Annotated in this window: 19 protein-coding genes; 12 read left to right on the top strand and 7 right to left on the bottom strand. The window is 52.9% G+C overall.

Translation table 11 applies throughout. From position 1 onward, the window contains the following. Window positions 1-7 precede the first annotated feature (7 nt). The 5 genes from AC6I8X_RS14870 to AC6I8X_RS14850 form a co-directional block, all read right to left on the bottom strand. Window positions 8-1,024, bottom strand: a complete 1,017-nt coding sequence (locus AC6I8X_RS14870) for an ABC transporter ATP-binding protein (RefSeq protein WP_313683571.1) — start codon at window positions 1,022-1,024, stop codon at window positions 8-10. A 1-nt stretch (window position 1,025) separates the two neighbouring features. After that, window positions 1,026-2,021, bottom strand: coding sequence for an ABC transporter ATP-binding protein (locus tag AC6I8X_RS14865; RefSeq protein ID WP_313683572.1), 996 nt, complete (start codon window positions 2,019-2,021; stop codon window positions 1,026-1,028). An 18-nt stretch (window positions 2,022-2,039) separates the two neighbouring features. Continuing rightward, window positions 2,040-2,891 (bottom strand): ABC transporter permease, encoded by an 852-nt coding sequence (locus tag AC6I8X_RS14860; RefSeq protein WP_313683573.1) that lies wholly within the window; start codon window positions 2,889-2,891, stop codon window positions 2,040-2,042. After that, window positions 2,888-3,826 carry an ABC transporter permease gene (locus tag AC6I8X_RS14855; protein ID WP_313683574.1) on the bottom strand — a complete coding sequence of 313 codons (939 nt, stop codon included), beginning with the start codon at window positions 3,824-3,826 and terminating at the stop codon, window positions 2,888-2,890. The genes AC6I8X_RS14860 and AC6I8X_RS14855 overlap by 4 nt, the downstream gene beginning before the upstream one ends. Window positions 3,827-3,911: 85 nt before the next feature. Then, the gene (locus AC6I8X_RS14850) at window positions 3,912-5,495 is read right to left on the bottom strand and encodes an ABC transporter substrate-binding protein (RefSeq protein ID WP_310617156.1); all 1,584 of its coding nucleotides are present in this window, start codon (window positions 5,493-5,495) and stop codon (window positions 3,912-3,914) included. 307 nt (window positions 5,496-5,802) lie between these two features. Between AC6I8X_RS14850 and AC6I8X_RS14845 the strand changes: the two genes are divergently transcribed. The 8 genes from AC6I8X_RS14845 to AC6I8X_RS14810 all read left to right on the top strand — a co-directional run bounded on the left by AC6I8X_RS14845 (window position 5,803) and on the right by AC6I8X_RS14810 (window position 13,404). Continuing rightward, on the top strand, window positions 5,803-6,798 hold the full coding sequence (locus AC6I8X_RS14845; protein ID WP_313683575.1) for a GntR family transcriptional regulator: 996 nt from the start codon (window positions 5,803-5,805) through the stop codon (window positions 6,796-6,798). Continuing rightward, window positions 6,785-7,480: a creatininase family protein gene (locus AC6I8X_RS14840; RefSeq protein ID WP_313683576.1), complete on the top strand. Its 696-nt coding sequence runs from the start codon at window positions 6,785-6,787 to the stop codon at window positions 7,478-7,480. The genes AC6I8X_RS14845 and AC6I8X_RS14840 overlap by 14 nt, the downstream gene beginning before the upstream one ends. A 35-nt stretch (window positions 7,481-7,515) precedes the next feature. Further along, window positions 7,516-8,568, top strand: a complete 1,053-nt coding sequence (locus tag AC6I8X_RS14835; RefSeq protein ID WP_497840037.1) for a ketopantoate reductase family protein — start codon at window positions 7,516-7,518, stop codon at window positions 8,566-8,568. After that, window positions 8,568-9,332, top strand: coding sequence for an SDR family NAD(P)-dependent oxidoreductase (locus AC6I8X_RS14830; protein ID WP_416411889.1), 765 nt, complete (start codon window positions 8,568-8,570; stop codon window positions 9,330-9,332). The genes AC6I8X_RS14835 and AC6I8X_RS14830 overlap by 1 nt, the downstream gene beginning before the upstream one ends. Before the next feature lie 249 nt (window positions 9,333-9,581). After that, the gene (locus AC6I8X_RS14825) at window positions 9,582-10,307 is read left to right on the top strand and encodes a LuxR family transcriptional regulator (protein WP_497840036.1); all 726 of its coding nucleotides are present in this window, start codon (window positions 9,582-9,584) and stop codon (window positions 10,305-10,307) included. Between the two features lie 258 nt (window positions 10,308-10,565). Next, window positions 10,566-11,156 (top strand): hypothetical protein, encoded by a 591-nt coding sequence (locus tag AC6I8X_RS14820; protein ID WP_497840035.1) that lies wholly within the window; start codon window positions 10,566-10,568, stop codon window positions 11,154-11,156. Window positions 11,157-11,392: 236 nt separating this feature from the next. Then, window positions 11,393-11,983: a hypothetical protein gene (locus AC6I8X_RS14815; RefSeq protein WP_497840034.1), complete on the top strand. Its 591-nt coding sequence runs from the start codon at window positions 11,393-11,395 to the stop codon at window positions 11,981-11,983. Between the two features lie 284 nt (window positions 11,984-12,267). Beyond that, entirely contained in the window at window positions 12,268-13,404 is a 1,137-nt protein-coding gene (locus AC6I8X_RS14810) for a 3-phenylpropionate MFS transporter (RefSeq protein ID WP_497840033.1), read from the top strand. Here AC6I8X_RS14810 and csiE read toward each other — a convergent pair. Beyond that, a complete protein-coding gene (csiE, locus tag AC6I8X_RS14805; protein ID WP_497840032.1) occupies window positions 13,401-14,669 on the bottom strand; it encodes a stationary phase inducible protein CsiE in 1,269 nt (422 codons plus the stop codon). The genes AC6I8X_RS14810 and csiE overlap by 4 nt on opposite strands. 157 nt (window positions 14,670-14,826) lie before the next feature. On the opposite strand from csiE, the gene AC6I8X_RS14800 reads away from it, so the two are divergent. Beyond that, window positions 14,827-15,453 carry a DUF1007 family protein gene (locus tag AC6I8X_RS14800; protein WP_313683583.1) on the top strand — a complete coding sequence of 209 codons (627 nt, stop codon included), beginning with the start codon at window positions 14,827-14,829 and terminating at the stop codon, window positions 15,451-15,453. Then, entirely contained in the window at window positions 15,444-16,424 is a 981-nt protein-coding gene (locus AC6I8X_RS14795; protein WP_299456071.1) for a nickel/cobalt transporter, read from the top strand. The genes AC6I8X_RS14800 and AC6I8X_RS14795 overlap by 10 nt, the downstream gene beginning before the upstream one ends. Window positions 16,425-16,459: 35 nt before the next feature. Here the strand turns inward: AC6I8X_RS14795 and suhB are convergent, their stop codons facing one another. Further along, window positions 16,460-17,263 carry an inositol-1-monophosphatase gene (gene suhB / locus AC6I8X_RS14790; RefSeq protein ID WP_084876317.1) on the bottom strand — a complete coding sequence of 268 codons (804 nt, stop codon included), beginning with the start codon at window positions 17,261-17,263 and terminating at the stop codon, window positions 16,460-16,462. A 119-nt stretch (window positions 17,264-17,382) separates the two neighbouring features. Between suhB and trmJ the strand changes: the two genes are divergently transcribed. Further along, window positions 17,383-18,126, top strand: coding sequence for a tRNA (cytosine(32)/uridine(32)-2'-O)-methyltransferase TrmJ (gene trmJ, locus AC6I8X_RS14785; RefSeq protein ID WP_313683584.1), 744 nt, complete (start codon window positions 17,383-17,385; stop codon window positions 18,124-18,126). Window positions 18,127-18,259: 133 nt separating this feature from the next. Further along, window positions 18,260-18,757: a Fe-S cluster assembly transcriptional regulator IscR gene (gene iscR / locus AC6I8X_RS14780; RefSeq protein ID WP_084876315.1), complete on the top strand. Its 498-nt coding sequence runs from the start codon at window positions 18,260-18,262 to the stop codon at window positions 18,755-18,757. The last annotated feature ends 24 nt before the right edge of the window (window positions 18,758-18,781 follow it).

The raw sequence follows: 18,781 nt of genomic DNA, 5'->3' as shown, positions 1-18,781 counted from the left end.
CCTTTTTTTATGTCCCGCATTCAAAGGGAACCAGGTGACAGGCCACGCGCTGACCAACGGATTTCAGTGCCAGCACCGGCCGCTCAGTGCGGCAGCGATCGGTAACAAACGGGCAGCGGGTGTGAAAGCGACAGCCGGACGGGGGGGCAAGCGGGCTGGGGAGTTCGCCGGTCAGGCTGACATTTTTCCCGCGATCGTCAGGGTCCATACTCGGTGCCGCGCGTAATAAGGCCTGGGTATAGGGATGCAATGGCTTGATAAATAACGTTTCCGTATCCGCCACCTCCACCACTTCACCAAGGTACATCACCGCCACACGATGCGAAATATGTCTGACCAGCCGCAGATCGTGGGCGACGAATAGCACCGTCAGATTGAGTTTCTGCTGCAAATCCAGCAGCAGGTTTACCACCTGTGCCTGCACTGACACATCCAGCGCCGAAACCAGTTCATCGGCGATCAACACCTGCGGCTCCACGGCCAGCGCGCGACTGATGCCAATACGCTGGCGCTGCCCACCGGAAAACTCATGCGGCAGTTTATCGATAGCGTCGGCAGGCAGGCGCACCAATTCCATCAACTCACGGATACGCGCCGGAATATCTTTTTTCGCACACATGCCGTGCACCGACAGCGCTTCGGTCAGTACCTGGCCGACAGTCATGCGCGGGTTAAGTGAACTGTAGGGATCCTGGAAAATCATCTGCACCTGGCGGTTAAAGCTACGGCGTTCTTTGCCACGCAGCGTCGCGATATCTTTGCCATTGAAGTAGATTTTGCCTTCGTTAGTTTGCAGCAGACCCACCATAGTGCGCGCCAGCGTGGATTTACCGCAGCCGGACTCGCCAACCACTCCCAGTGTCTCACCCTGCATCAGTTCCAGCCGGACGCCATTAAGCGCCTGCACAAACTTGCGGGGTTTACCCTGAATCTTTTCGATAATGGTCTGCGCCACCGGGAAGTGGACGATCGCCTCCTCGACGCTGACGATTGGCAGGCTGCTGTGTGACGAAGTTTCACCCATCTCAGATGCCCTCCATGACGTTAAGGTTAGCGTGATGATGACAGGCAACCTGATGTTCGCTATTCAGCGCCTCAGGGGGTGGCACCTCCCGCAGGCAAATGTCGGTTTTATAGCGACAGCGCGGGCTAAAACTGCACCCCTGTGGCAGGTTGAGCAGCGACGGCGGTGTGCCCTCAATCGACTGCAGTGGTTTTCGCTCGCCGCCGTTTTGTGGCACCGAGGCGATCAACCCCTGGGTGTAGGGATGACGCGGCTGGCTGAAAATTTCCCGTACCGGTGCGCTTTCGACGATACGTCCGGCATACATCACCGCCACGCGATCGCACAGCTGAGCAACCACGCCGAGATCGTGTGTGACAAAAATAATTCCCATCGCTAACTGATCACGCAGGTTAAATAGCAGCTTGAGGATTTGCTCCTGAATGGTGACATCCAACGCGGTGGTGGGCTCGTCGGCCAGCAGCAGACGGGGATTGCCCGCCAGCGCAATGGCAATCATCACACGCTGACGCATCCCGCCGGAGAACTGGTGCGGATAATCGTCGAGACGCAACTCCGGTGCGGGGATACCCACCTGATTCAGTAACTCAATGGCGCGCTGGCGACGTTGTTTACGCGTTAAATCGGTGTGGGCGGCCAGGCTTTCCTCAATCTGCCGCCAGACGGTTAACACCGGATTGAGGGCGATCATCGGTTCCTGAAAAATCATCGCGATTTCACCGCCGCGAATGCTGCGCAGCTCCGCCGGTTTCATACTGGTAATCTCGCGCCCCTGCCATTTCACTGAACCCGAAACTTCGGCGCTGGCGGGCATCAGGCGCAGCAGAGAACGCAGGGTGACACTTTTTCCCGAGCCGGATTCACCGACCAGCCCGAGAATTTCTCCCGGATTGAGGCTGAAACTCACGTCCTGAATCGCCCGCAGGCTACCGCGCGAGGTATGAATTTGGGTGTTGAGCTGCTGCACCTCAAGCAAAGGGGAAGTCTGGCTGGGCATAATTCGCTCTCATGTTCACTAACGGCTTCCAGGACGCAGCCAGTCTGCCAGCAGATCGCCAAACAGGCTGAATCCCAGGCCGGTTAATACGATGGCAATACCGGGGAAAATCGTTATCCACCATGCGGTATCCATGAAGTTCTTACCGGAGGCGATCAGCACCCCCCATTCGGCGGCGGGCGGTTGTGCGCCGAGGCCGAGATAACCGAGGCTGGATCCCAGCAGGATCGCCAGCGCCATATCGGTCATCCAGTACACCAGCGTGGTGGTAATAACGTTTGGCAGCACGTGACGGAAGATAATGCGCGGCGTGCTGTAGCCCATGACTTTGCCTGCGGCCACGTATTCCAGCCGTTTCTGAATGCTCACTTCACCGGCAATTAATTTGGCGTAGAACACCCAATAAATAATACCGACGGCGATATACATGCTATTCAGGCCCGGGCCGAGAATCGCGACGATAGCGATCACCAGCACCAGTAGCGGGAAGGTGACGACCGCATCGACGATCCTTTGAAACAGCATCTCGGCCACGCCGCCGAAATAGCCGACCAGCAGCCCAACCAGGGTGCCAAACACCATCGGGAACAGTGTGGTGAAGAAGGCGATTTGCAAATCAATCTGGTAGGCATACACCACGCGCGAAAAGATATCGCGGCCAAAGTTATCGGTGCCAAAAAAGTGTTGCAGGTTCGGCCCTTTGAGGATGGCGCGGTAGTCGAACTTCAGCGGGTCGGCGGTGGCAATCAGATGCGGAAAGAACGCCATTAGCAGGCTGAGTAGCAGGATGACGCAGCCCAACAGTGACGACCAGGGCAGATATTTGCGCCACTTGCGGGTGAGGGATCGCTGGATAATTAATTCACTCATCGTGCCCTCCTTGGGTCAATCATCACCTGTACGATGTCGGTGATCAGAAAAATCAGCGACACCAGCACGGACAGCACGATTACCAGTCCCTGAATCATCGGATAGTCGCGGCTGAAAATGCTATCGACCATCAGGCGCGCGATGCCGGGCACGGCGAACACCGTTTCAGTGATTACCGCACTGCCGATGGTGGTGCCGATATTGAGGGCAAACAGACTCAGCATCGGGATCAGCGAGTTACGCAGCACATGGCGCAGCAACACTACCCGGCTGCTCAGCCCTTTAGCGCGGGCGAAGGTAATGTATTCCGCATCGAGCACCGCGATAATCGAGTTGCGCAGGCTGCCAATCAGCACCGAGGTGATACTTACAGCCAGCGTCATCGCCGGAAGAAACAGATGATAGATGCGCTGTCCCCAGCTATCGCCATAACCACCGACCGGGAACCAGTGGAGCTGCGCAGCGAAAACGGTCAGCAGCACCAGGCCGATATAGAAGGAGGGCATCGACAGCGTAACCTGCGATGCGCCGCGAATGGTGATATCGGTGGCGCTGTTGCGTTTAAGCGCGGAAATAAAGGCCAACGGGATCGCCATCAACAGCGAAAATAGCGCCGCCATGCCGGTTAACAGCAGGGTGACCGGCAAACGTTCGGCGATCACTGCCGTCACCGGGGCATGCATTGCATAGGAGTTGCCCAGATTGCCACTGGCGACCTGGCGCACAAACCCGGCAAACTGCACGGGCAGTGACTGATCCAGCCCCAGCTGTTGATTGATACGATTGACATCAGTGTCGGTGGCGCGGTCGCCGATCATCGCACTGGCGGGATCGCCAGGTAGCAGACGCACGATGGTGAAAGTCACCACCAGTATGACCAGCAGCGTCGGGATGATCAGCAGAATGCGTTTTAAAATATAACTCAGCTCAGTCAACGCGTGCTCCCAAATCCAGCGTAATGGCGCTGTAGTCGCTACAGCGCCAGATGGCTGGATTTCACTCGGTGTAATGAATGGCGAATTACTTCTTCAGCCAGGTTTCGGTGAAGATGTTATTACCCAGTGGGATCTGGACGAATCCTTCGACATTTTTCTTCAGCGCGACCGGATAAGAACTTTCATATAACGGGATAGTCGGACCGGTGCTGTTGTAGATGTCCTGGATTTGTTTGTACTGCTCTGCACGTTTCGCCGGATTGGTTTCCTGTTGTGAGGCTTCAAACAACTTATCCAGCTCGTCACTTTTCCAGCCTGAATGCAGCGCCTGAATGTTCTTCGAATAGGCGTAGTAGGAGGTGATTTCGTTTGGATCGGCGATATCGTCGGTCCACGGCCCAATGCGGGTGCTGAAGTTCCCCTTGCGGAAGTTGGCGTTCAGCGTGGCGTTATCCATCTGGTTGATGGTTAATTTAACGCCAATCTGTGCCCACATCTGTTGCAAGCCGGTGGCAATGCTCAGGCTGTCTTCATTACCCGCCAGGATATTCATGCTGGTGCTGAAGCCGTTAGGATAGCCCGCTTCTTTCATCAGTGACTGCGCTTTTTCCACATCCACCGGCCAGAGTGGTTTGGTGCCGGAGTTCAGCGGGGTAGAGGTAGACATAAACGAAGTCATCGGTTTACCCAGTCCGAAAGTCACCAGCTGGATGATGCCGTCTTTATCCGTGGCATAGTTCAGCGCAGCGCGTACCTTCGGGTTCGCCAGTGGGTTCGGCTTGCCGTCTATCTCTGGCCGTGCGTTGACGCTGGCGACTTCGACACGGGTTGATGGGAATAGCGCCATATTCAGTGCCGGATTGCCCTGCAACTCCTTAACGCGTGAGTAAGGGATAAACTCGGCCCCGTCCAGCTCACCAGACTGCAACTTCAGGATGCGGGTGGCATCGTCAGGAATGATTTCAAACTTGATGCCGTCAAGGTAGGGCAGGGCTTTGCCATCCGCGCCTTTTTCCCAGTAGTACGGGTTACGCACCAGCGTCATGGTGGCGTTATGTTGCCACGACTTCAGCATAAAAGGGCCGGATCCAATCGGATGTTCAGCGAATGCCGCCGCTTTGTCGTGATCGGTGGCACCCGGTTCCGCTTCGAACTGTTTCTCCGGCATGATCGCGGTGTTGAAAACTGTCAGCGCGGTAAGGATAGCAGGATCGGTATGCGACAGGTGGATCACCACGGTATGAGGATCGCTGATGGTGACGTTATCGATTGCGCTGACCAGAAATTGCCATACGCCGTTACCGGGTTTGGCAGCACGTTCAAGTGACCATTTAACGTCTTCGGCGGTGATGGGCGAGCCGTCAGAAAATTTAGTATCAGGGCGCAGGGTAAGCGTGACGCTTTTACCGTCTGCCGCCAGCTTCCAGGCCGTTGCCAGACCGGGTCTGATGCCCTTGCCATCGTTGGTCGGCAGCAGCAGGGTGTCATACAAGTTGGAGAGGATCCAGATATCGTTATTGCTTTCATTCAGGACCGGTTCGAGGAAATTACTGTCGGCGTAGCGGCCATAAGTCAGGGTTCCGCCGCGCTGTACTACCTCTGCTGCCTGTGCGGCCAGGGCGTTGAAGGCACTTGCTGCCAGTAAGGCGATTAACGTTAATTTAGGCATAACTTTCATTACCTTGCCTCTCTGTTGAGTCAGAAAAAAATGCTTGTCAGGCACCGGTTTGTCACCCTGAAAAGAAGGGAGACGGAACCTGCAAAAAATGGCGGTGATGATTGTGTTCTAGTTAACTGGTACGATAATTGAAGGATTGCTCATAAACTGTCAATCATTAGCGCAAAAAAAATGCAAAAAAATTCAATGCTGTTATAACAAAAAGTTATTTTATGATTATTTTTTGCGTTAACGACTTGCGTTGATGCAAAAAACAGAATAATTGTATTAACAGACCAGTACACTTTCAGGGTAGGTAATGGAATTCCACCTCGACCGAGAATCTTCGATCCCGCTGGGGGCGCAGTTACGCGGCATCATTGAATACGCCATCACCTTTGGTGCGTTAAAGCCCGGCGAGCAGCTGCCTTCGGTGCGCGAAATGGCCGATTTGGTTGGTGTCGCGCCGATGACGGTGGCGCAGGTCTATCGCGAATTAAGGGCGGCGGAGCTGGTGTACAGCAAGCCAGGTGCCGGAACCTTTATCGCCGATGCATCGCTGTTGCTCGGGTCTTCAGAGCATGATGTCAATGAGTTGCATCAGCACCTGGATGCCTTTATCAATTGCGGCATGTTGATGGGATTGGGTGCCGCCGATCTCGGGGCGTTGGTCAGCAGCCGTTATGGCGAAAAGCAGCGTCAGCTCAAGAAGAAAACTGTCTTTTTCATTGGCAATTTTATTGATGCGGCGCGTGATTACGCACAGTGCATCGCGGAAACGCTGGGCGACATCGCAGTGGTAGAAGCGACGACCCTCACCGATTTGAAACAGGATGAGGTTCTGCGCCAGCGAGTGGCCAGCGCCGATTTACTGCTGACTTTTGCCCATCGTCGGCGTGAAGTCAGCGAGCTATTTACGGGGCAGCCGTTGCTGAACATCAGCTTTATTCCGTCCGAAGCCACGCGCCGCGCGCTGGCTTCGCTCGAACCGCTGACCCGCACGCTGGTGGTCTCGATTTTTCCAGAATTTACCGCGCTGATGACGCATGGCGTGGCGCGCTTTGCTCCACACGTCACTCAGGTCACGGTGGTTCATAGCGATGATCCCCGGCTTGGCGAATTATTAAAAGAGACCGATGCCCTGGTGTACGCCACCGGCGTTCAGGAACTCACCGCCCAGCTGGGAGAAAAACAATCTTCTTTTGAATACAGGCACGTACCTGATGCAGGAGAAATCCAGCGGGTTGTTGTCCCGTTGCTGCAGCAGGAAATTTTACACGCGTCCAACACCGGGGACCGTAATGAAGATCAGTGAAATGAACTGGCAGCAATTAGCACACTATCTGACCACTGACGATAGGGTGATTGTGCCGCTCGGCAGTACCGAGCAGCATGCGCTGTTAAGCCTGTCAGTGGATTCGATTCTGGCAGAAAGAGTGTCAACCGAGGCCGCAGAGCCTTATGGCATTCCTGTTTTTCCCGTGATGCCTTTTGGCATGACACCCGCGTTTAGTGATTATCCCGGTACCATCAGCCTCAGCATGCAAACCTATATCTGCCTGCTGAATGACATCCTCAATAACCTGAAGCGGCAGGGGTTTCGGCGCATTCTGTTTATCAATGGTCACGGCGGCAACTCACCGGCGCAAAACATTTTCAGCGAATGGATGGTGAACAACCCTGGGGTGACGGTGCAATTACACAACTGGTGGAATGCGCCAAAAACCTGGGCAAAAGTCATGTCCATCGACCCGATCGCTTCGCATGCATCGTGGATGGAAAATTTTCCGTGGACGCGTTTGCCTGGGGTGACGCAGCCTGAGCAGCAGAAGCCGCTGGTCGATCTGGTGACGTTGCGCAAAATGGACCCGATACGCGCCAAAGCCTATCTCGGTGATGGCAACTACGGTGGCTATTATCAGCGTGCCGATGAGGAAATGCTGGCGATTTGGCAAACCGCGCTGGCGGAAATTCGCGAGATTATTGACGCGCTTTAGTGTGCTGAGGCGCAACTTTCCCGGAGGAAAAACCGATGTCAGTTGTCACTCAGCCGCAAACGCCTGCTCCGCTGGTTATTTGGGGGGCGGGAGCGATTGGCGGCGCAATAGGCGCTTCATTTATCGACGCCGGACAGCCGGTGATCTTTGTCGATAACGTCGCGGAACATGTGACGGCCATCAACCAGCACGGCTTGCGCATCACCGGCCCCCTCGGCGACAAAGTGGTGCAGGCGCAGGCTTTTCTCCCTGAACAACTTGAAGGCAGTTTCCGCTGCGTGCTGCTGGCGGTGAAATCACATCATACTGCGGCGGCCATCCGCCAGATTGTGCCGCATTTAGCACCCGACGGCTTCGTGGTCTCGATGCAAAATGGTCTCAACGAACGGGTTATCGCCGACGAGATTGGCATCGAACGCACCGTGGGCGCTTTCCTTAACTTTGGTGCAGACTTCCTTGAACCCGGTGTGATTCATCACGGTGGACGCGGGGCGGTGGTGATAGGGGAGTTAGACGGTGTGACGCGACCGCGTACCGCAACGCTCTACTCGCTGTTGCAGCAGTTTGATGCTGCGGCGATCCTGACCCCGAATATCTGGGGATTCCTGTGGGCGAAAATGATTTACGGCGCGTTGCTGTTTGCCACTGCACTGTCCGACGACAGCATCGCCGATGTGCTGGCGATGCCGCGGTTTCGCCCGGTGCTGACGGCACTGGCGCGGGAAATTGGCAGCGTGGCGCATGCGCAGAATATCGTACTGGAAGGGTTTGATGGTTTTGACCCTTCGGCGTTTTTACCTGATGCCAGTCCTGAACACACTCGTCAATCCTTTGAGGATATGGTGGCGCACAACCGGCGATCGGCCAAATCCCACTCCGGTATCTGGCGAGATTTGGCGGTGCGGAAACGTCAGACTGAAATTGACGCGCAGATTGCTCCGGCTATTGATATTGGGCGTGGATTTGATCTGCCGATGCCCCTCACTACGCAACTGGTACACCTCATTCATCGGATTGAGCGCGGCGAGCTGCCGCAGAGTCTCGCGACGCTGGCGTTGCTGGAAATTAACGAAACGGGAACCGCCTGATGCAAAACCCTTTTGATTTTTCACAACGCCAGGTATTGGTGACCGGTGCCGCGCACGGATTTGGTCGCGCCATTTGTCTGGCCTTTGCTGCGCGTGGCGCGCGGGTGATTGCCTGCGATATCCAGAAAGAGCAGGTCGAAGAGACGGCAGCGTTGTGTGGCAACGATGCGCTGGCTTTCGCGCTCGACCTGAGCTCGCCCGAGGCAATTAGCGCGCTGTTTAGCTCGCTCGCATCACAGCAGATTGATGTTGATACACTGGTGAACAATGCCGGCGGTGTCGTCGGTCAGGTGGGGCAGCCGCTGGAAACGGTGACCTTTGCCCAGTGGCAGGCGATTGTGGCAGTCAACCTGAATGCGGCCTTTTTGATGTCGCAGGCGGCGGTCAGCGGCATGAAAGCCCGCCGTTTTGGCCGCATCATTAATATTTCCAGCCGCGCCGGACTGGATGTCAGCCTGACCGGTATTCAGGCTTATGCCAGCGCCAAAGCCGGGCAAATTGGTCTGACGCGTCAGCTGGCCCACGAATTGGGTGCGTGGAACATCACCGTTAACAACGTGGCGCCGGGTTTTATTCGCAGCAACCCGACGACGGAAAAGCAATGGGATGCGCTGGGCAGTGAAGGTCAGCAGCAGTTGATCGACAATATCGCCCTGCGGCGGCTGGGCGTGGCAGACGATATTGCCCACGCGGTGTTGTATTTCGCCTCGGATTGGGCGAACTGGGTAACAGGTCAAATCCTCAGCGTTGATGGCGGCAGATAATCCGCCTTACTATGCCTTTTCACCTCGATTACTTCCCTTTCAAAGATTTTACTCCAGCTAATCTTGTGTCCAGATTTGTTATAAGAAATTTCTAACTAATCAGAAAATTTCCTCATTCTCTCGATGTACTGTTCTGAGGTATAGTATTTTGCTCTTGGTCTAGTTTTGAGGGATTGGCAACAAGTGCTATACGTTTAATAGGTTAACATCTGAAATTAGCCTAAATATTTACGGTAGAGGGTGTTGAAAATGCGTAAAGATTTTTTTTCAAATGCTGAAAAAAATAAGTATATAAAAGAGTGTTTAGAAAAACGGTTGGAGAAATATGGAAAGGTAAATTATATATATGCAGTGATGAATAAGAAGAATATGGATGAAATGATATTTATTAGCGATTTTCCTGATGAGATAGAGGCCAATTATCTAGGGAATAAATATCAAAACATCGATCCGGTTATTGCCAATGCATTGAATGGGTTTTCACCTTTTTCTTGGGATGAAAATCTGAAGATAAATTCGATGTGGACAATGAAAAGGATTTTCGAAAAAATAAAAAATCATAACATTATACGTGGGCATGCCTTTGTTCTCCATGATCATAATAATAACCTGGCAATGCTGTTGTTTTACATTGACAAGTTTTTAACAAATGAAGCTGATGATGTCTTTAAAAAGTATTCTGATGAAATTCAAGGGGTGTTGATTTATATCCATAAAATGCTGCTTGATGTCTATAAGGAAGAATATGGTATCGATAAAAATGCACTCTCTTCCCGTGAAACAGAAATACTTTACTGGTGTAGTAAAGGAAAAACATACCCTGAAGTGTCAGTAATTCTGGAAGTTTCCGTCAGCACGATAAAGTTTCATATGAGGAATATTGTCAGGAAAATGGGCGTTAAAAATGCAAAACATGCAATTAGCTTAGGAATTGAACTCAATATCGTTTCCTCTCCACCAGTTAGAAAAGAGTGAATCATTATATTTTTATGAGATTTTTCAGATTTTTTGAAAGGGAGTTTTATCAGGGGGGAGTGTAATCTATTGATGTATGGAGTAATGAAATGATGTGGCGTGTAATACAAGAAAATAAGGTTGTTGCTTATCAACTTTACTGAGGATACTTTATGTATACTATACTTATGGTCAGCGCTTCGTACTTTCCTTTCATTAGTGTGATTGTTTGATTATGTCAATTATTCCCCCTTCGGGGGAAATAAAAGGAATTAAAAAATGAAATGTAGGCACGCTAAGGATTCAGAGTTGGATAAGGTGTGTGACCTTCTGGCTGAGGAGTTTAGTAATGATCCATTGCACGAGGTTCTATTCACTGAACCGAAAGAGCGTATCAGGATCTTGCGTAATTATTTTCGAATTTATGTTGATCTCGCCAGTAAACGTGGAGGGACGTTGTTTGCCGAAAACGATGCGGGAGTCTTGGTTTATTTCCGTCCTGAAGTTATGGAGATGAGTGATGAAGATCAGGTCACAATCGATAATCAAATACGTGAAGTATGTGGCTCTTACTCTGCGACAGTAGCAGCGTATACGCAAGGTCTTAAACATTACCATCCCCGAACACCGCCTCATTATTATATCCTTCTTATCGCTATTCGGCGTTCGTCTCGTGGCGGAAGAGTAGTGACAGATTTATTCAGTGCACTGCATGCTATGGCCGATAAAGAGAAATTTCCGTGCTATGCCGAGTGTACTAAGTTTAGCACTCGTACCAACTTCAGACGATGGGGATATCTTGATGCGGGTCCTCCATTGCGTATCGATGGATTTCCTGAACTCTTTCCGGTATGGCGCGAATCTCAATAAACTACTTGCGCAGTGATATAATTTTCCCATGGTGGCATGTTTAGAAAATGAATATGGGTATCTGCCATTTTTCTAATCAGGAAATATCTTATTCATTTATTGATGTTTTCAGCATCGCCAGCCTGCTTAAAACCTATCTTGTCGATGAGTTTTTTATCTTTATATATCTTTTTTATATTAAATGTAATGTTTGAGAATTTTCAAAACGCTCCAGTTGAATATAAAAGGGTTTAATAATGAAATGTCGATATGCCATGTATTCTGACTTGGATGGGGTTTGTAACCTTCTGGCTGCAGAATTTAATAACGATCCTATACATAAGGTTATATTCGCTGATCGGATAGACCGTGTGGATGTATTACGAGGCTTTTTTCGTATTGATGTCGAACTTTCAAGAGAATACGGAGGTACGCTTCTCGCCGAAAATAATGCTGGTGCCTTGGTTTATTTCAGACCTGAAATACTGGAAATGACTGATGAAGAACTTGCTATTATCGATAATAAGTTACGTATAGTATGTGGTTCAAATTATACGGCAGTGGCCAGATACACTGATGGACTGGGGCACTATCGCCCGCGATCTTCTCCACATTACTATATCCCTCTTCTTGCAGTGCAACGTTCGTCTCGTGGTGGAAACGTAGTGAAGGATTTATTCAGCGCTCTGAATACCATACTCGATAAAGAGCATCTTCCTTGTTACGCTGAGTGTACAAGGTCTAGCACACGAACTCTGCTTAGACGTTGGGGTTACCGAGATGCAGGTCCTCCTCTGCGCATTGAGGGTTTGCCTGAACTCTTCCCGGTATGGCGTGAGCCTCAATAAACTTCCCGTGGAGTATTGAAATTAGTTCATGGGAAAATGAATATGGGTATCTCTTGTTACGTAAATCAGGAGATACTCTGTACCTGGATAGAGGCCCGTGCCTTACCTCTCTCACATATACCAATATTCATCAACCTTGACACTTGGCAACCAGGTATTATGCTGATGCTCGATTGAATTGATATTCGTCAACATCATCATTTTTCTATTCCCTTTCCCCAAATGCTCTGACAAAGTACCGCACAAAATTATTAGATCGGTATCGATTACCCTGCGGAGCCAATATGACCCTCGGATCGGCAAAGTGGCTGGGTCTCAGCTACTTCACCTATTTTTTCTGTTATGGCATCTATCTACCATTCTGGAGCGTGTGGCTTAAAGGCATTGGGCTGGATGCAGAGAAAATCGGTCTGATGATCGGTTGCGGCATGGTGGCGCGTTTTGTCGGCAGTTTGCTCATTGCCTCGCAGGTCAAAACACCTTCCCATCTGATTCGGGCGCTGCGCCTGCTGGCGCTGATGACCTGCCTGTTTGCGCTGGGTTTCTGGTTCGGCGGCCAGTGGCTGTGGCTGCTGCTGGTGATGATCGGTTTTAACCTGTTCTTTTCTCCGCTGGTGCCGTTAAGCGATGCGCTGGCCGCCACCTGGACACAACAGATCGGCCTTGCCTATGGCCCGGTACGCTTATGGGGTTCACTGGCGTTTGTCATCAGCTCCGCGCTGACGGGGATGCTGGTCAGCGCCTTCTCATCGCAGGCGATTCTGCTGCTGTTATCTGTCGGCGTGCTGTCGATGCTGGCTGGTATGATGCTGCCGCCGCACACCCGTCCACAGGGGGATGCCCGCCACGGTGCAAGCGGTGGCTGGTCTGCCTGGCGTGATTTACTGCGGGAAAATGCCGTCTGGCGTTTTATGTTATGTGTCACCCTGATGCAGGGAGCGCACGCGGCTTATTACAGTTTCAGCGCCATCTGGTGGCAGGAGGCAGGCTATTCCGCCGCCATCGTCGGCTATCTCTGGTCACTGGGGGTGGTGGCAGAAATTGTGGTCTTCGCGCTCAGCAATCGCCTGTTCCGCCGCTGGACCGCGCGCGACCTGCTGCTGCTGTCCTGCGTTTGCGCGCTGGTACGCTGGACGCTACTCGGTTCCAGCACCGCACTGCCACTGTTGATCGTGGCGCAGATTCTGCATTGTGGCAGTTTTACTGTCTGCCATCTGGCGGCGATGCGTTTTATCGCCGCACGTAAAGGTGCCGAAGTCATCCGCCTGCAATCGCTTTACTCGGCGCTGGCGATGGGCGGCGGCATCGCGGTGATGACCATGATTTGTGGCGTGCTGTTTACTCACCTGCAGGGACATCTGTTCTGGGTGATGGCGCTGGTAGCACTGCCGGCGCTGTTTTTGCGTCCACGCGCGGCTTAAGACTCCAGCAACTGACGGATGCGGCGCTGCTGGTACTCGCTCAGTGGCAGCTCCGCATGAATTAAGGTTGGTGAAAACAGCGGCAACGAGGTCGCATACGGAGAGATCACCAGCGCGATATCACGCGGTGCGCCGTGCTGCTGAAACTGCTGCATGTCCTGATAAGTAATGTTGATTGGCAGCAGCGTCAGTTCGCGAATGTGCTGCTCCAGCAATTGTTCGAGGCTGGCATCTTCGCCAGTCAGCATCAGGACCTGCTTCTCCTGTAATGCGTTCTCCTGCATCAGCCAGGCACCGAACAACACTGCCACCAGGCTAACCTCTTCGGCGCTGAAACGGGTAGCAAATTGCTGCGCGAAGTCATCCAGCGCCTGTTCAGTGGTACGCAGCAGGCGTGGATAGAGCCGTGCGACATCCAGCGCCACGCTGTTATCAATACCGATGGCAAAATGGCTGCGGTCCAGCGCCTGCGCCAGATGGGTAAAAAGCTGTTGTTTTAACTCTTCCGGATAATTGATACGTGTCTGTGCCAGCTGTTCAAAACGGCTGATCAGCGCTTCAATTGCCTGCATCAGGATTTGCGCCTGCGGGTGCTGCAGCTGGGTGCCGTCCGGTGCGTGGATCAGGCTAAACAGCAGTGTCCAGAAATCGGCCTCGCTGGCATCCGGCACCAGATGGCAACGTTTTTGCCAGTGATGAATCACATCGTCCGCAGCTTCCCGCTCCGCCTTCTCCGCCAGCCAGGCGCGCTGCGCAGGGTTAAACAACGCGTTCTGGCGCTGGCACAGGGCATACTTCATAAAGATTTGCAGAAACAGCCGATCGCGCTGACTGAAGTTGCGATTAAGCCGCAGGCTGCAATGCTGAATCAGCGCCTGCAAATTGGTCTCATCCCACAACGCTTTTTCAATCTTCAGCACTTTCAGGCGTTGGCGCAGCACCGGGGCAAAGTGTTCACAAACAAAATCCTGCGACAGGCGCAATGCGCGTCGCAGCCAATGAAGCAGGCATAAGCGCCTGTCCAGTTCCGTTCCATGTACGCGAAAGCTGCCATCAACCATCTGGTGTAGCTCCAGTTGATGATAACGCTGTATCTCGTCACTGACATCCGCGATATCCTGTCGGGCGACAACAGGGTCCACGCCATTTAACTGGCAGAGCTTTTCAAGCGTCAGCGCGGGAGCGGGCAGAAATAGCAGCAGTAACAGATGGCAACGACGTTGGGAACGGCTGAAGAGTGGTGCAGAAGAGGACGCAGAACTCATCAATGGTCATTCCAGCAGGTCATTTTTGAGCTAAGAATAGTCAACTCCACACGGTAACCCTGCACTTTGTCGTGACTTTTACTCAGAGCTTCAAAGCGGGTCACAGTTTTTCTGGACCACTGGAATCTGCACCTTTTAATTGTTACTTTATAACATTATGAAAATCGCGCTTTTTACCCTGATGCTGCTGTTTAGTGGCGTAGCCTGGTCACATCCACATAGCTTTATTGATATGAAAACTGAGTTGGTCACCGAAAATGATCATCTGACCGGATTAAAAATGGTCTGGACGATGGACGAAATCACCTCCGCTGATCTGCTATATGATGCTGGTAAAGCCGAGCCGGGTAGCGTGGTGTGGAAAAAACTTGCGGCGCAGGTGATGGCTAATGTGCTGGGGCAACACTATTTCACCGAAGTGTGGCAGGGAAAAAAACGGGTGAAATTCCTCAATCTGCCGAAGGAATATCAGCTATCGCGCAACGGTAACAAAGCGGTGCTGGAGTTCATTCTGCCGTTGGGGGAGCCACAATCCCTGAGCGCGAGCCAGTATCGCATCCTCACCTTCGACCCGAGCTATTTCGTTGATATGTACTATGACAACGTCCAGGCGCTGACCATGCCGGATGCGCTGAAATCGCGCTGCCAGCTGGATCTGCATACGCCAAAACCTGACGACTCGCTGAAACAGTATGCGCTGTCGCTCGATAAAGCCGATGCTCCACCCGAGGATATGGATCTCGGGCAGCAATTCGCGCAGACGGTGACACTGACATGTCATTAATTTCACTGCCTTCCCGTTCACGTCATTTATGGCCATTGTGGCTGCTGGCGCTGGTTTTGCTGCTGGCAGGGGGATTGCTGTGGCAATTCTGGCCGCAGATTTTGCTGCAAAGTGTCATCTGGCAAAAAGTGCTGAACCGCGAAATGACGCAACTGCTACAGCAGGTGGCTGAACAGCCACATCAGGCCGGTTTTACCCTGATGTTATTCAGCCTCGCCTACGGCGTGTTGCACGCGCTGGGTCCGGGACACGGTAAAGTGGTGATCAGCACTTTTCTGGCGACTCATCCGGCACGCTTAAAAACCAGTATGAAGCTGACGTTACTGGCAGCGCTGTTGCAGGGGGGCGTGGCCATCGGGCTGGTGACGGTGATGCTGGTAGTGCTACAGACATCCTCGCGTGAGCTGCATCTCGGCAGCTACTGGCTGGAGAAGGGCAGTTATCTGCTGGTGATGGCGCTGGGCGTGTGGGTTGGCTGGCGTGCGCTACGCTCGCTGTGGGCAGCGTTAAAGCCTGCGCCCCGTATGCAGATTCATGCCATCCGGCCACATCATCAGCATGATGAACATTGTGGGTGCGGCCATGCGCATCTGCCTTCTCCCGCGCAGATGGAGCAGGCGGTGAGCGGCAAAACACAGGCATTGGTGGTGTTCTCGATGGGTTTACGTCCCTGTTCCGGTGCCATCATGATGCTGTTATTTGCCAAAGTGATTAACGTTTATGCCTGGGGTGTGGCATCGGCTGTTGCGATGGCGATGGGTACCGCAGTCACCGTCTCGGCGATGGGGTTGCTGGTGCAGCGTTCGCGTAAACTGGCGGAAAAACTCGGCAGCGCCAGTCCGGCAGGGAGACAGGCGAAAGTCCTGATGCCGATGCTGGCATTGTTTGGCAGCGTGATTTTGCTGATGGCGGGTGCGGTGCTGTGGCAAAGCGCACAGCCAATGATGAGCAGTGGCCTGCGGCCGTTTTAATGTCGCGGCGCGATACATTGCGCCGCGACCAGAGATTAACGCTTCAGCGCTTCGCTCAGTTCTTCACGCATGTTGGAAAGCAGTGCTTTAACGACGCGCGGGTTACCGGCCACGATATTACCGGACATCAGGTAGCCATGACCGCCAGTAAAGTCAGTCACCAGACCGCCCGCTTCACGTACCAGCAGTTCACCGGCAGCGAAATCCCACGGCTTCAGACCAATTTCGAAGTAGCCATCAACACGGCCTGCGGCTACGTAAGCCAGGTCCAGTGCGGCAGAACCGGTACGACGGAAGTCAGCGCACTGGGTGAACAGTTTACCCACCAGATTGATGTAGGTCTGGGCATGCTGTTTCAGTTTGAACGGGAAACCCGTCGCCAGAATGGTGCCATCCAGATCGCGAGCGGTGCTGCCGCGCAGGCGGTAACCGTTCAGCTGTGCGCCCTGACCACGTACGGCAGTGAACAATTCGTTGCGCATTGGATCGTAAACCACAGCGACTTCGGTGCGGCCTTTGATGCGCACAGCGATAGAAACTGAGAAGTGGGGGAGGCGTTTGATAAAGTTAGTGGTGCCATCCAGCGGATCGATTACCCATTGAATGTCCTGATCGTCGCCCGCCAGTTCACCGCTTTCTTCGGTGATGATGGTGTGTTGCGGGTATGACTTGCGAATCACTTCGACAATCAGACGTTCTGCGTCGCGGTCAACATTGGTGACGAAATCGTTGCTGCCTTTCTGGCTGGCTTCGACAGCGTCCGGGGTTTCATAATTTTTTGCAATTAAATTTCCGGCCTTGCGCGCAGCGCGCACGGCGATGTTGAGCATCGGATGCATCGGTATCTCTCGCTGGATGTTAAAGAACAGGGAAAACGGCGCGGAGTATAGCAGCGCATTCGGTAAATGTCCTGCTTTTATGTTAGGATCGCGCCATCATTTTCTTACCTGCTCCTATTATGCTGCAAAATATCCGAATTGTACTGGTTGAAACCTCCCACACCGGCAACATGGGCTCGGTGGCCCGCGCCATGAAAACCATGGGCCTGAGTAACCTTTACCTGGTCAACCCGCTGGTGAAGCCTGATTCTCAGGCGATCTCACTGGCTGCGGGTGCCAGCGACGTGATTGGTAATGCGCAAATTGTCGATACGCTGGATGAGGCCATCGCAGGTTGTAGCCTGGTGGTTGGCACCAGCGCACGCTCGCGTTCGCTGCCGTGGCCGATGCTGGATTCGCGCGAATGCGGCATCAAAAGCGTGGAAGAGGGCCAGCAGGCACCGGTCGCGCTGGTGTTTGGTCGCGAGCGCGTTGGCCTGACTAATGAAGAGTTGCAAAAGTGTCATTATCACGTGGCGATTCAGGCCAACCCGGAATACAGCTCGCTGAACCTGGCGATGGCGGTGCAGATCATCGCGTATGAAGTGCGCATGGCCTGGCTGGCAGAGCAAGAGAAGGCCACACCGAAGCCGCAGTTTGAAGAATCCCCGTATCCGCTGGTGGATGATCTGGAACGCTTCTACCAGCACATGGAACAGATGATGCTGAACAGCGGCTTTATCCGTGAAGGCAATCCCGGCCAGGTGATGAGCAAGCTGCGTCGTCTATATACCCGTGCACGCCCGGAGCGTGATGAGCTGAATATTCTGCGCGGTATGCTGGCGTCGTTCGAAAAACGTAAAGGTAGTGAGGGTAATAGTTGAGTAAATTGCTCAGTTAAATAGTTGAGCAAATTACTCGGTTAAATAGTTGACCAATTTACTCAGGAATGTCAGACTAGCGGCCATTCATCAGATACCCGCCGATAACCGACGGACGCTTACGAGGTTGTATGCTATGAGACTGACATCCAAAGGACGTTATGCCGTTACCGCTATGCTGGACGTTGCCCTGCACTCGCACGAGGGGCCGGTGCCGCTGGCTGATATTTCTGAGCGTCAGGGCATTTCGTTGTCCTATCTGGAGCAGTTATTCTCGCGTCTGCGTAAGCATGGTCTGGTTGCCAGCGTGCGTGGTCCGGGCGGCGGTTATCTGTTAGGTAAAGATGCTGGCGCGATTGCCGTTGGCGCGGTGATTACCGCGGTTGACGAATCCGTTGATGCCACCAAATGCCAGGGTAAAGAAGGTTGTCAGGGTGGTGAACGTTGCCTGACTCACGTTCTGTGGCGTGACCTGAGTGAACGCATCAGCGAATTCCTCAACAATATCACGCTGGCGGAACTGGTTAACAATCAGGAAATTCTTGATGTGGCCGATCGTCAGAATGCTATCGACAATCGTCGCTTCCAGAATCACCGCGTGCAGGAAACCATCAACGTTAATCTGCGTGCCTGATCCTGCCTCCTTCGGCCTTTCCTG

It is taken from the genome of Pantoea sp. X-Soil-TKNS-1280 (assembly GCF_059730475.1).
This window is presented reverse-complemented; position numbering and strand designations above follow the sequence as displayed.

Coding starts and splice junctions, on each gene's coding strand:
- AC6I8X_RS14870 (WP_313683571.1), bottom strand. CDS start 1,024: ATGGGTGAAACTTCGTCACACAGCAGCCTGCCAATCGTCAGCGTCGAG.
- AC6I8X_RS14865 (WP_313683572.1), bottom strand. CDS start 2,021: ATGCCCAGCCAGACTTCCCCTTTGCTTGAGGTGCAGCAGCTCAACACC.
- AC6I8X_RS14860 (WP_313683573.1), bottom strand. CDS start 2,891: ATGAGTGAATTAATTATCCAGCGATCCCTCACCCGCAAGTGGCGCAAA.
- AC6I8X_RS14850 (WP_310617156.1), bottom strand. CDS start 5,495: ATGCCTAAATTAACGTTAATCGCCTTACTGGCAGCAAGTGCCTTCAAC.
- AC6I8X_RS14845 (WP_313683575.1), top strand. CDS start 5,803: ATGGAATTCCACCTCGACCGAGAATCTTCGATCCCGCTGGGGGCGCAG.
- AC6I8X_RS14840 (WP_313683576.1), top strand. CDS start 6,785: ATGAAGATCAGTGAAATGAACTGGCAGCAATTAGCACACTATCTGACC.
- AC6I8X_RS14835 (WP_497840037.1), top strand. CDS start 7,516: ATGTCAGTTGTCACTCAGCCGCAAACGCCTGCTCCGCTGGTTATTTGG.
- AC6I8X_RS14830 (WP_416411889.1), top strand. CDS start 8,568: ATGCAAAACCCTTTTGATTTTTCACAACGCCAGGTATTGGTGACCGGT.
- AC6I8X_RS14825 (WP_497840036.1), top strand. CDS start 9,582: ATGCGTAAAGATTTTTTTTCAAATGCTGAAAAAAATAAGTATATAAAA.
- AC6I8X_RS14820 (WP_497840035.1), top strand. CDS start 10,566: ATGAAATGTAGGCACGCTAAGGATTCAGAGTTGGATAAGGTGTGTGAC.
- AC6I8X_RS14815 (WP_497840034.1), top strand. CDS start 11,393: ATGAAATGTCGATATGCCATGTATTCTGACTTGGATGGGGTTTGTAAC.
- AC6I8X_RS14810 (WP_497840033.1), top strand. CDS start 12,268: ATGACCCTCGGATCGGCAAAGTGGCTGGGTCTCAGCTACTTCACCTAT.
- csiE (WP_497840032.1), bottom strand. CDS start 14,669: ATGAGTTCTGCGTCCTCTTCTGCACCACTCTTCAGCCGTTCCCAACGT.
- AC6I8X_RS14800 (WP_313683583.1), top strand. CDS start 14,827: ATGAAAATCGCGCTTTTTACCCTGATGCTGCTGTTTAGTGGCGTAGCC.
- AC6I8X_RS14795 (WP_299456071.1), top strand. CDS start 15,444: ATGTCATTAATTTCACTGCCTTCCCGTTCACGTCATTTATGGCCATTG.
- suhB (WP_084876317.1), bottom strand. CDS start 17,263: ATGCATCCGATGCTCAACATCGCCGTGCGCGCTGCGCGCAAGGCCGGA.
- trmJ (WP_313683584.1), top strand. CDS start 17,383: ATGCTGCAAAATATCCGAATTGTACTGGTTGAAACCTCCCACACCGGC.
- iscR (WP_084876315.1), top strand. CDS start 18,260: ATGAGACTGACATCCAAAGGACGTTATGCCGTTACCGCTATGCTGGAC.